The 11783-nt window shown below is 61.7% G+C and carries 13 protein-coding genes; 2 read left to right on the forward strand and 11 right to left on the reverse strand.

What is annotated here, in order from left to right:
• Window positions 1–34 precede the first annotated feature (34 nt).
• The 5 genes from AC1D1Z_RS19815 to AC1D1Z_RS19835 form a co-directional block, all read right to left on the reverse strand.
• Window positions 35–808: a DUF4167 domain-containing protein gene (locus AC1D1Z_RS19815; RefSeq protein ID WP_131647654.1), complete on the reverse strand. Its 774-nt coding sequence runs from the start codon at window positions 806–808 to the stop codon at window positions 35–37.
• Window positions 809–1149: 341 nt separating this feature from the next.
• Window positions 1150–2010 carry a peptide chain release factor N(5)-glutamine methyltransferase gene (gene prmC, locus AC1D1Z_RS19820; RefSeq protein WP_131647655.1) on the reverse strand — a complete coding sequence of 287 codons (861 nt, stop codon included), beginning with the start codon at window positions 2008–2010 and terminating at the stop codon, window positions 1150–1152.
• Window positions 2007–3086, reverse strand: a complete 1080-nt coding sequence (prfA, locus tag AC1D1Z_RS19825; RefSeq protein WP_028734613.1) for a peptide chain release factor 1 — start codon at window positions 3084–3086, stop codon at window positions 2007–2009. Before prfA ends, prmC begins: the two co-directional genes overlap by 4 nt.
• A gap of 29 nt (window positions 3087–3115) precedes the next feature.
• Complete coding sequence (ptsP, locus tag AC1D1Z_RS19830) at window positions 3116–5383, reverse strand: phosphoenolpyruvate--protein phosphotransferase (RefSeq protein ID WP_018243744.1); 2268 nt, start codon at window positions 5381–5383, stop codon at window positions 3116–3118.
• A gap of 89 nt (window positions 5384–5472) precedes the next feature.
• Window positions 5473–6747, reverse strand: a complete 1275-nt coding sequence (locus AC1D1Z_RS19835) for an aspartate kinase (RefSeq protein WP_011653679.1) — start codon at window positions 6745–6747, stop codon at window positions 5473–5475.
• 295 nt (window positions 6748–7042) lie between these two features.
• Between AC1D1Z_RS19835 and ubiG the strand changes: the two genes are divergently transcribed.
• Window positions 7043–7789, forward strand: coding sequence for a bifunctional 2-polyprenyl-6-hydroxyphenol methylase/3-demethylubiquinol 3-O-methyltransferase UbiG (gene ubiG / locus AC1D1Z_RS19840; protein WP_131647656.1), 747 nt, complete (start codon window positions 7043–7045; stop codon window positions 7787–7789).
• 81 nt (window positions 7790–7870) lie between these two features.
• Here ubiG and AC1D1Z_RS19845 read toward each other — a convergent pair whose 3' ends face one another.
• The 4 genes from AC1D1Z_RS19845 to AC1D1Z_RS19860 are packed head-to-tail and all read right to left on the reverse strand — an operon-like array spanning window position 7871 to window position 10229.
• Window positions 7871–8299 (reverse strand): DUF1178 family protein, encoded by a 429-nt coding sequence (locus tag AC1D1Z_RS19845; protein ID WP_018243746.1) that lies wholly within the window; start codon window positions 8297–8299, stop codon window positions 7871–7873.
• Entirely contained in the window at window positions 8296–9153 is an 858-nt protein-coding gene (locus AC1D1Z_RS19850; RefSeq protein WP_131647657.1) for a carbon-nitrogen hydrolase family protein, read from the reverse strand. Before AC1D1Z_RS19850 ends, AC1D1Z_RS19845 begins: the two co-directional genes overlap by 4 nt.
• Before the next feature lie 10 nt (window positions 9154–9163).
• Complete coding sequence (gene grxC / locus AC1D1Z_RS19855; RefSeq protein WP_011653683.1) at window positions 9164–9421, reverse strand: glutaredoxin 3; 258 nt, start codon at window positions 9419–9421, stop codon at window positions 9164–9166.
• A 31-nt stretch (window positions 9422–9452) separates the two neighbouring features.
• Window positions 9453–10229: a ComF family protein gene (locus AC1D1Z_RS19860; RefSeq protein ID WP_131647658.1), complete on the reverse strand. Its 777-nt coding sequence runs from the start codon at window positions 10227–10229 to the stop codon at window positions 9453–9455.
• Between the two features lie 77 nt (window positions 10230–10306).
• Between AC1D1Z_RS19860 and AC1D1Z_RS19865 the strand changes: the two genes are divergently transcribed.
• Entirely contained in the window at window positions 10307–11191 is an 885-nt protein-coding gene (locus tag AC1D1Z_RS19865; protein ID WP_131647659.1) for a methyltransferase domain-containing protein, read from the forward strand.
• 15 nt (window positions 11192–11206) lie between these two features.
• Here AC1D1Z_RS19865 and AC1D1Z_RS19870 read toward each other — a convergent pair whose 3' ends face one another.
• Together AC1D1Z_RS19870 and AC1D1Z_RS19875 are read right to left on the reverse strand one after the other, a co-directional pair.
• Window positions 11207–11374, reverse strand: a complete 168-nt coding sequence (locus AC1D1Z_RS19870; protein ID WP_018243750.1) for a Flp family type IVb pilin — start codon at window positions 11372–11374, stop codon at window positions 11207–11209.
• A gap of 74 nt (window positions 11375–11448) precedes the next feature.
• Entirely contained in the window at window positions 11449–11766 is a 318-nt protein-coding gene (locus tag AC1D1Z_RS19875; RefSeq protein ID WP_018243751.1) for a hypothetical protein, read from the reverse strand.
• Window positions 11767–11783: the final 17 nt, after the last annotated feature.

Raw genomic sequence — 11783 nt, forward strand, 5'->3', positions numbered from 1 at the left:
CTTCACGCTCTCCCCTGAGGGGGAAGCGAAATCCTCATTCCGATGCGACGTCAGCCAGCACTGGCGCCTCGGCAGAGGCGCCCTCGCCTTCAGCGGCGGCTTCTTCGCCCTCAGCACCGCGACGCGGGCGACGGGGACGGCTGCCGGTGCTGCGGCGGCGGGGCTGGCGTTCGCGCGGCTGGCCGCCGGCACCTTCCTCGTCCATGGCGACTTCAGCCGGAATGCCTTCGATCTCCGGCTGTGGGCCAGTTCCATCGATGAGTTCGGACTGGGGTGCCGGTGCAGGCGCCTGCGCGGGTACCGGCTTCGGCTGCTGCTGTGCCTGCGGCTGGTGCTGCCTGTTCTGCGGCTGGTGCTGCCTGTTCTGCGGCGGCTGGACGATAACGACGTCGTCGCCGTCATTGTCATTGTCATTCTCATTGTTATCCATATCGTCGCCGTCGCGGTCCGCACCTTCGCGATCATTGTACTCGCCGCGGTCGTCGCGCTGGAAGCGTTCCTGCATCTGCGCCTGGGCGCTGGCGATGATACGATTGTAATGTTCGGCGTGCTGGAGATAGTTCTCGGCAATCACGCGATCGCCGGAGCTTTGGGCGTCGCGGGCGAGCTGCGCGTATTTTTCGGCGATATGCTGCGCAGTACCGCGAATCTTCACATCGGGGCCGGAGCTGTCATAGGTCCGGGTCAGCGGATTGCCGCCCTTGCGGTTGAAATTGTTGTTATTGTTATTTCCACCGCCGCCGCCACCGCCGCCGTTGTTATTGTTACCACGCCCTCGACCGCGCTTGTTCTGCTGTCCTGGCCTCATAGATCGTTCACCTGAATTCTCTGTTTGTGATGGATACATGGCACCAACCGCCATGACCGGAAACCGGGTCAGGACCTTTGTGCCGCGAGCATACTGCGCCTTTGCGCCGACCTGCCGCTTGGTTCTCAAGTCAGTTTGACTGATTCACGCATTGGGTCGTGTTCAACCGTTGAAACTCTCGTTTAAAAGAGCGGACCCCCGAGGCAAACCAAGTACCGAACGAATCTCGTTCATTCCTATCTGCCCAACACGTGACCGCAACCTATATTGCTTCACCGGGAAATCCAAGCCTTTTCTTCGCAATAACAATAATGTCCTGTTCAATGCCGCATTATCGTCTCTCACGCGAGCGCGAACACGAGCACCCTGTCGTTCTGACCATAATCTTTCACGGATTTGAGGCACATGAAGCCTTTCGCTTCAAAGATCGCCGTCACGTCGTTTCGCTGATCGTAGCCGATCTCCAGTCCGACGACCCCATCGGGCCTGATGAACCTTGCCGCATCCTTGGCTATGGCTTTGTAAGCGTCAAGCCCATCCGGGCCGCCATCCAGAGCCGCAGCCGGATCAAATTTCGTCACTTCGGGAGCGAGATCGTGAATGACATTGGAAGCAATATAGGGCGGATTTGAGACAATCGCGTGAAAGGATCCCTGGATGTTCTCGAACCAACTCGACTGGACGACCTGAAAACGATCCTGCAACCCGTTTCTTTCTGCATTCGATCTTGCCGTCAGAAGTGCATCCGCCGATATGTCGCTGCCGACACCTGACGCATCAGGACACTCGCTCAAAAGCGCAAGGCATATCGCCCCGGTCCCGGTTCCCATATCAAGGATATGGAGACGGCTTTGCGCCTTTGCAAGGTCTTTGAGATAGACGAGAACTGTATCGACCAGGATTTCCGTATCCGGCCGCGGTTCCAGCGTTTCCGCCGAGAGCCGCAGCGGCAGGCCATAGAATTCCCGCTCGCCGAGAATGCGATGCACCGGCTCATGGCCGAGCCGCCGCTCCAGCGCCTTGAAAATCACTTCGGCCTGCTCAGGAGAAAGCCGCTCGGCCGATCGCGTCAACAGCTCGGTCGGCGACAATTTCAGAAGGCCCGCGACAAGCAGCCGCGCATCGGTCGCCGGGTCGACGATACCGGCCTCGGTGAATCGACGGCGCGCTTCGGCAAGCAAATCGGCGACCGTCGAGCTCATTGTTGCTCGCCGAGCTGCGCCAGCTGGCTGGCCTGGTAATCGGCCATCAGCGCGTCGACGACCTCCTCGATCTCGCCTTCCATCATTCGGTCAAGCTTATAGAGCGTCAGATTGATGCGATGGTCCGTCACCCGCCCCTGCGGGAAATTATAGGTGCGGATACGTTCCGAGCGGTCGCCGGAGCCGACCTGGCTTTTGCGATCGGCCGAGCGCTCGCTGTCGGCCCGCTGCCGCTCCGCGTCATAAAGCCTGGAGCGAAGCACCTGCATCGCCTTGGCGCGATTTTGGTGTTGCGATTTTTCCGAGCTGGTGACGACGATGCCGCTCGGCAGGTGGGTGATACGCACCGCCGAGTCCGTCGTATTGACGTGCTGGCCGCCCGCGCCCGAAGAGCGCATCGTGTCGATGCGGATGTCTTCAGCCCGGATCTCGATGTCGATCTCCTCGGCCTCGGGCAGCACCGCCACCGTCGCCGCCGACGTATGGATGCGGCCCCCCGCCTCGGTTTCCGGCACGCGCTGCACGCGATGCACGCCGGATTCGAATTTCAGCTTGGCAAAGACGCCCCTGCCGGTGATCGTCGCGATGATTTCCTTGTAGCCGCCGGCTTCGCCCTCGCTCGCCGAGAGCACCTCCACCTTCCAGCCCTTTTCCGCCGCAAAGCGCTCGTACATGCGAAACAGATCGCCGGCGAAAAGAGCGGCTTCCGAGCCGCCCGTGCCGGCGCGGATTTCGAGGATCGCGCTCTTTTCGTCCGCTGCGTCCTTCGGCAGAAGCAGGATCTGCATCTCCTGTTCCAGCACCTCGATCTGCTCTTTCACCTCGGGCAGCTCCAGCTCGGCGAGGTCGCGCATCTCGCGGTCGACCGACCTATCCTCGAGCAGCGTTTCGAGATCGGCCAGCTCGGCGACCGCTTTCTCATAGACGCGGATCTTCGTCACGACAGGCTGCAGCTCGGAATATTCGGATGCGAGCTTCACATAGACATCGGCAGCCGGGCCAGCCGACATGCGCGCCTCGATCTCGCCGAAACGACGTTCCAGCTCGCGCATCTTTTCAACGGGAAGCTTCGCCACCCTTCACTCCGATTCTTCTTAATCTCTGTCTAAAGGGGAATATTGTGGCTCTCGGCGAAGCGGGCAAGCACCTCGCGCATCGGCGTCAAGGCGTGGTGATCGTCCAGCACCTCGTCCATCGCCTTCGTCAGCGCCCCGACATCGAGCCCTAGCAGCATCGCCTTCACCGGTCCGATCGAGGCCGGTGACATCGAGATCGAGCGGAAGCCGATACCGAGCAGCGCCATCGCCGAGATGGGTTTGCTGGCGAGCTCGCCGCAGAGCGTCACCGGCGTCTTGTTCCGCTCCGCCCCGCGGACAATATCGCGCAGGATACGCAAGAACGGCTTGCCCAGCGGATCGAAGCGGTCCGAAACCCGTGCATTGCCGCGATCGACCGCCATCGAGAACTGGAAGAGGTCGTTCGAACCGACCGAGACGAAATCGACCGCCTCCATCAGTTCGTCGAGCTGCCAAAGCAGGGCCGGCACCTCCAGCATCGCCCCGAATTGCAGCTTGCGCGGCAAGCCGTGGCCGAAGCGTGAGAGATGCTGCACTTCCTTCTGCAAAAGCTCGCGCACCATCTTCAGCTCGGAAACCTCGGTCACCATCGGCACCATCAGCTTCAGCTCGGTGTCGGCCGATGCCTTCAGCAGAGCGCGCAACTGGGTGCGCAACAGTCCCGGCCGGTCGAGCGACAGCCGGATGGCGCGCCAGCCGAGGGCTGGATTTTCTTCCTCATGGCCGCGGAAATAGGGCACCACCTTATCGCCGCCGATATCGAGCGTACGGAAGGTGACGGTGCGGCCCGCCGCCTGTTTGATCACATTGCGATAGAACTGCTCCTGCTCATCCGCCTTCGGCATGGTGGAGGCGATCATGAATTGCAGTTCGGTGCGGAAGAGGCCGATGCCCTCGGCACCCGATTCCGAAAGCTGCGGCAGGTCGACCAACAGCCCCGCATTCATCATCAGCGAGATCCGCTGCCCATCTTTGGTCACCGGCTCGACGGCGCGCAGTGCCCGGAACTGTTCCTGCCGCCTGGCGCGGAAGCGGACCTTTTCCTCATAGGAACGCCGGTGATCGGCCATCGGCCGCAGATGCACATGCCCCTCGTCGGCGTCGATGATCACGGCATCACCATTCTCGGCGAGCGCCACCACACCCGCCGCCTGGCCAATGACCGGAATGCCCATGGCGCGTGCGACGATCACCACGTGGCTCGTCACCGCCCCTTCTTCCAGCACCAGCCCACGCACATTGGAACGCGGATAATCGAGCAGCTCGGCTGCCCCCATGGCGCGCGCCAGGATGATTGCGTCGCTGGGGAACCCTTCAGCGGTCGTCCGGCCGGTATAACCCGTCAACTGTCTGAGCAGCCGGTTCGCGAGATCCTCGAAATCATGCATGCGTTCGCGCAGATAAGGGTCGGTCAACCGCATCATCCGCGCCTTGGTGTCGCTCTGCACCTTCTCGACTGCTGCTTCCGCCGTCAGGCCGTTGCGGATCGCCTCCTCGAGCTTGCGCACCCAGCCCTGGTCATGCGCGAACATGCGATAGGTTTCGAGCACCTCACGATGCTCGCCCTCCATCGACACGTCGCGACGCGACAGCATGTCGTCGATTGAAATCCGAAGCGAGCCCATGGCTTCGGCCAGCCGCCGGATTTCCTTCTCGGCATCTTCGTTCAGCAGGTTGGTGACGACGATGCGCGGCTCGTGCAGCACGACGTAACCGAGGCCGATGCCGTCATTATAAGTGTCGCCGTCGACGGTCACCGAACGCGTCAGGTCGAGTTCGAGGCCCGGCTTGGTGATCTTCTTGAGCTCGCCGGTGGCGATCATCTCGGCAAGCACCATCGCGGTCGTCTCGAGCGCTTCCAGCTCTTCCTCGCGATAGTTGCGGCTTGCCTTGTTCTGCACGACGAGAACGCCGAGTGAGCGCCCGGTCCTGAGGATCGGCACACCGAGGAAGGAATGGTAGATTTCTTCGCCCGTTTCCGGCAGGTAGCGGAAAGCAGGGTGCGACTGCGCGTCGGAAAGGTTCAGCGGCTGGGCCGAAGCCGCGATCGTGCCGACCAGGCCCTGCCCCATCTTCAGTTGCGCCAGATGCACGGCCTCGCGGTTGAGGCCTTCGGTCGCGTAGAGTTCGAGTACGCCGTCGGCGCGCAGCACATAGACGGAGCAAACCTCCGCCACCATATTGCCGGCGATCTGGCGGACGATCCGGTCTAGGCGCTCCTGCGGCTCCAGCGGCTCCGCCATCAACTCGCGCAGCCGCCTGAGCAGCACGCGCGGACCGCCGGAAAGGTCTCTCATGGCGTCTCAAGCTCCCGAAACAACGCACTCAGTCCCGGCAGGCCGGCCCTCGTCTCCTCAACCTGAAGGGGCAGGCCGCCCACTGGGAATCAATTCTTATCCAGACCGTAGCAGGAATGCAAAGTCCTGACAGCGAGTTCTGCATAGGGACCGTCGATCAGGATGGAAATCTTGATCTCGGAGGTGGTGATCGCCTTGATGTTGATGCCTTTTTCGGCAAGTGCACGAAATGCGGTCGCGGCAACGCCCGCGTGGCTGCGCATGCCGATGCCGATGACCGATACTTTCACCAGCCCCGATTCGTTTTGCACGACGTCGTAGCCGATCTTCTCCTTATGGTCGCCGAGCACCTTGATCGCCTTTTCGACGTCGCCTGATGGCACGGTGAAGGTCATGTCGGTCTTCGACCCGTCCTCGGAGATATTCTGGACGATCATGTCGACATTGATATGGGATTCGGCAAGCGGCCCGAAAATCGCCGCGGACACGCCCGGCCGGTCGGCAAGACGGCGAAGCGAGATCTGAGCCTCATCCTTGGCATAGGCGATGCCGGTGACTACTTCCTGTTCCACGATTTCATCCTCGTCACAAATCAGCGTTCCGGGCGGGTTCAGCAGATCGCCCATGCCCGGAGCATCGGGGTCTTCGAATGATGAGCGCACGAAGGTGCGCACCTTGTGCACCATGGCAAGCTCGACCGAGCGCACCTGCAGTACCTTGGCGCCAAGCGAGGCCATTTCCAGCATTTCCTCGAAGGCGATCTTCTTCAGCCTGCGCGCCTTCGGCACGATGCGGGGGTCGGTCGTGTAGACGCCGTCGACGTCAGTATAGATATCACAGCGGTCTGCCTTGACAGCTGCCGCGATTGCGACGGCCGAAGTGTCCGATCCGCCGCGCCCGAGCGTCGCGATACGGTTGTCGGGTCCCAACCCCTGGAAGCCGGAGATGACGGCAACCTGCCCCTCGCCCATGCGTTTGACGATGTCAGAGCCGTCAATCTCCATGATCCGTGCCGCGCCATGCGCGTTATCGGTGCGGATCGGGATCTGCCATCCCTGCCAGGAACGGGCATTGATATCCATCGCCTGCAATGCGATTGCCAGCAGCCCTGATGTCACCTGCTCGCCGGATGCGACCACCGCATCATATTCCCGCGCATCGTAAAACGGAGAATTGGCGCCGATCACCTTCGGCGTGCCCTGGACCCAGCCAACCAGTTCATTGGTCTTGCCGGACATGGCCGACACCACCACCGCGACCTCGTGCCCGGCATCGACTTCGCGTTTTACGTGGCGGGCAACATTCTTGATGCGGTCCAGGTCAGCGACGGACGTGCCGCCGAATTTCATTACGATGCGTGCCATATGCCTCTACCACGACTGGCGCCGGGAAAGCGGAAAACCGGACCCGGCATCACGAAAGCTCTGGGCAGACCGCTTGGCCAGAGAGCCGGATTCCCAACTTCCGGAACCGCTCTAAAGCCCAGGTCCCCAAAGGCCCCAAGTTGCGGCGTCTCTTAGCGAGTTTGGCGGGGGGAGGCAAGCGCGGGCGATAAAAGCTATTGGCGAGCGGTTCCGCCCTCGTCAGTCCTCTGGTCTGCACCCTTGACTTATGCCCCCGATCGTCCGACTTCACATCTCACGAATGAAGGAGTGGACGATGACGGAAGGCGCCAGAAGCACGATCGACCAAGGTGAAGTGGACCGCTTCTCGGCGATGGCGGCGGAATGGTGGAGCCCGACCGGCAAATTCAAGCCGCTGCACAAGTTCAATCCCGTCCGGCTCGCCTATATAAGAGACAAAGCCTGCGAGAATTTCGGCCGTGATCCGAAAAGCGCGCGCCCGCTCGAGGGCCTGCGCGTGCTCGATATCGGCTGCGGCGGCGGTCTGTTATCCGAACCTGTCGCCCGCATGGGCGCGTCCGTCGTCGGCGCCGATCCGTCCGAGAAGAATATTGGCATCGCCTCCACCCATGCGAAGGCCTCCGGCGTTTCGGTCGACTATCGCGCCGTCACCGCCGAGGAGCTCGCCGAGGCTGGCGAGACCTTCGATATCGTCTTGAACATGGAGGTGGTGGAACACGTCGCCGATGTCGAATTCTTCATGACGACCTGCGCGAAAATGGTCCGCCCCGGCGGCCTGATCTTCGTTGCCACCATCAACCGCACGCTGAAGGCGGCAGCGCTTGCCATCTTCGCCGCCGAGAACATTCTGCGCTGGCTGCCGCGCGGCACGCATCAGTACGAAAAGCTGGTACGCCCGGAAGAGCTGGAAAAGCCGCTGGCCGCAAACGGCCTCGAGATCACCGACCGCACCGGCGTCTTCTTCAATCCGCTGTCGAACCAATGGAACCTGTCCAAGGATATGGACGTGAATTATATGCTGATGGCAAAGCGGCCGGCTTAGTCCCGCCGTCAATAAGCCGGCTACACTTTCAGTGCGATAGGCAGGCTGAAATTATAGGAGGCGAGCGGTGTGGACTACACGTCAGTTTACGTCTTCCGGCAAAACAGGAATGGCTGCGATCTCGATGCCCTCTTCGAGGAGGGCCTGCGCCTCGTCGAACGTCGCCTGGCCGATGATGCCGCGGGCATCCGCCTCGCCGTAGTGGATCTTGCGGGCTTCCTCGGGAAATTGCGTGCCGACGTCCTCGGAATTGGCCTTGACCGCCGCAACGGCCTCCTTGAGCTTTTGCAGGGCCTCGCGGCGCATGGCATCCATCGCCAGCGTCTGCCTCTCGTCCTTCTTCCGCGCCGTCGACACCGAAGGCGCCATCAACAGCTTGGAAATGGCGGCGGAATGACAGACCGGGCAGGTCAGAAAACCGGTTTCGACCTGACGATCGAAATCGGCGCTTTCCGAAAACCAGCCTTCGAATTCATGGGCATTGTCGCAGGTGAGGGAATAGCGGATCAAGCGGCGACGCCTCCGGCGACTGCTCCCGCAATCTTCTCGACCGAGAATTCCCGGCCATTCCTCAGGTTCGGGATCTTGTCATGCGCGGCCTTGACCGCGGCGGGATCGATCTCGGCGACGATAACCGCCTCACCGGTGGCGCCGGCCGACGCCAGCACCGTGCCCCAGGGATCGATGATCATCGAATGGCCGAAGGTCTCGCGCCCGTCTTCGTGCCGGCCCGCCTGCGCGGCGGCGATGATGAAGACACCGTTCTCGATCGCCCGTGCCCTGAGGAGGATCTCCCAATGCGCCTCGCCGGTCTGCTTGGTGAAGGCGGCGGGCACCGTCATCACTTCAGCGCCGGCCATGGCCTGGGCGCGGAAGAGCGCGGGAAACCGCACGTCGTAACAGATTGCAAAGCCCATTTCGGCAAAGGGCAGCGATAGGACGCGGGCCTCCGAGCCGGCTGTATAGGCGGCACTTTCACGCCAGCTCTCGCCATTGTCGAGATCGACGTCGAACATATGGATCTTGTCGTAGCGATTGAGAATCCTGCCGTCGGGACCGAACAGGAAACCGCGATTGGCGATCTTTCCGTCAGCAAGGGCAATCGCTGTCGAACCGACATGCATGTAAATGCCGAATTCCCTAGCGAGATCTGAGCCTGTCTTGACGATGATGTCATGCGCCTCGTCGGCAAGCACGGCGCGTGCCGCCGCACGGTCTCGCTGCAGCATGCCGGTCATCTCGGGCGTCTGCACATAGGTCGCGCCCTCGGCAGCGGCCTCGCGCACCAGCCGCGCCATGGCGGCGGCATTCTTCGCCGGATCGACCCCGGAGCACATCTGGACAGCTGCGGCCTTGAAGCTCATCGGTTCTTCCTCAAGCCGCCAGCATCGGATCGAGCTTGCCGGCCCGATCGAGCGCAAAGAGATCGTCGCAACCGCCGACATGATCGGCGCCGATGAATATCTGCGGAAAAGTGGTCCGTCCGTTCGACTTGCCGATCATCTCCTGGCGAAGATCCGGCGAAAAGGTCGCGTCGTGCTCGACATATTCGACGCCCTTTTCTTCGAGAAGGGACTTGGCGCGGGTGCAATAGCCGCAAAACTGCCGTGTATAGATGGTGACGGGTACCATAATCTCTCCAGACTGATGCCGGGTATTCCTGTCATATAGGCTCGGAGAGAGCCCTTGCAAAGGTCAAAACCGTTATGTCAGCCGCACCCGCCTTGCGCAGTGTCCGGCTTGCCGCAGCTACCGTCGCCCCTGTTGTATAGACGTCGTCGACGAGGACGATACGCTTGCCGAAAATGTCGTTTTCGCAACCCTTGGCAATCGTGAAAGCACCCCTGACATTGTCCTCACGCGCCTTGGCGCCGAGGCCGACCTGCTGGCTGGTGCGCTTGACGCGAACAAGCGTGGCGGCAAGCAGCGGCTTGCCTGAGAGCCTTGCCATATGGCGGGCAAGCTCGGCTGCCTGGTTGAACTTGCGCGCCAGCATGCGGGTGCGGTGCAGCGGCACCGGGATCAGCGCATCGCAGCTCTCGACCGTCCCGTCGGAAGCGCGCAGCATCCAGGCAGCCATCATCGGCGCCAGATCGGTGCGATCGCGATATTTGAGCCCATGAACGAGATCGCGGACCGCATGGTCATGGGTCGCAGCCGACCGCAGCCGGTCGAAGGGCGGCGGGTTGGCGATCGCCTCGGCGCTGAGGATGCCGACGCCGAGATCATGCGAGAAGGGAATGCCAAGCACCTCGCAATAGGGCCGTTCGATGAAGCGGATGCCGGACCAGCATTTTGCGCAGAGCCCGCGATGGCCGCCTGTGGAAATACCGCAGACGGAGCAGGCGGGCGGATAGAAGAAATCGGCAAGCGCCGAAAACGGCCGCAAGAGTTGCGCCCGCAAGAACTCTGACGGTTTTTCAACGTTGATCAGTCCCATGCCGCGGAGACTAGCCTGTTCTTCGCGAAAGGAAAATCGTCTTGCCGCACAGGCGACACGGGACTAAGGACATCGCCATGGAAACGATCTTCGACAGAGCCCTGATCGCCGCACATCGCCATCGCGCGCTTGTAAACAACGACCCGAAAGCCGCCTTCCTGCTCGACATTGCCGCTGAGGAAATGGCCGAGCGGCTTACTGTGGTCGAGCGGACTTTCGAGACCGCCGTCGAACTGCATGGCGCAACCGGTGCTGCCGCCCGTGCCGCGCTGGCGACGGGCAAAATCGGCACGATGATCCGCATCGAAAGCGAGAAGGCCTATGCCGGGCCGGGTGAAACCTTGATCGAGGCGCCGCTCGAGGACGTGCCGCTCGAACAGCAATCGGCCAATCTTATCCTTGCGCCGCTCAGCCTGCATCTGACCAACGATACGCCGGGTGTCTTCATCCAGATCCGCCGCGCCCTGAAGCCGGACGGCCTGTTCATGGCGGCGATCCCCGGCGCCGGCACATTGCAGGAACTGCGCGATGTGCTGCTGGCCACCGAGGTCGAGATGACGGGTGGCGCAAGCCCGCGTGTCATCCCCTTCGCCGATGTGCGCGATGTCGGCAGCCTCATGCAGCGCGCCGGCTTCACGTTGCCGGTAATCGATGCGGAGAACTATACGGTGCGCTATGATTCGCTCTTTCCGCTGATGCGGGATCTAAGAGCGATGGGCATGAGCAATCCGCTTGCGGCCCGCGCCCGGATGCCGCTGACGCGCGCCTTCTTCCTGCGCGCGGCGGAGATCTACGCCGAACGTTATTCCGATCCCGATGGACGCATCCGCGCCACCTTCTCGATCATTTATGTCTCGGGATGGGCTGCCCATGAGAGCCAGCAAAAGCCGCTCAGGCCGGGTTCGGCCAAGGCGCGCCTTGCCGATGCATTGAAGGTGGACGAGCACAAGCTCAAGCAGTAACGGCCGGCTGCTTCTTCAATTCGCCGTCATATTGTTGTTGATCACGTTGAAGACGTCCTGCAGGGCGCCGGTGAAGACCCCGAGACCGGAGATGAGCGCGCCACAAATGAGGGCGGCGATCAGGCCATACTCAATTGCCGTCGCACCTCTGTTATCTGCAAGAAATGCTTTCAAAATACGCATTATTTCGCGACCCTTTGAGCGAAACCGACGGYAAACGACCAATTCCACGACCATCGGGCGACGGCCGGCATTTTTCAGCAACCGGCGCCGACGCCATAGCCCTGGACGACGCAGACCGAACCGGGCGTATCCTGGAGGACGCTGCGGCGGATCGTATAACGCTTGCCGCTGTCACTCTTCGGGATCGATCCTGTCGTGATCGTATCGAAATCCGCCGGCGCGCTGGCAAAGACGCTTTTCTTCGAGGAATCCGCAAGCATTGGCGTCAGAATGAGCGTCAGCGCGACCACTGCCGTGCCGAACAGAAGGGCGATATTCAGCGCACCCGTCCTGCGCGAGGCAGACGAGGCCCGTTCCTTTTCCCGGACAGCTTTCCAGAAATCATCGTCCATGACGTCAAGCCTTTTAA

This window comes from Rhizobium sp. P1_E1, assembly GCF_056406015.1.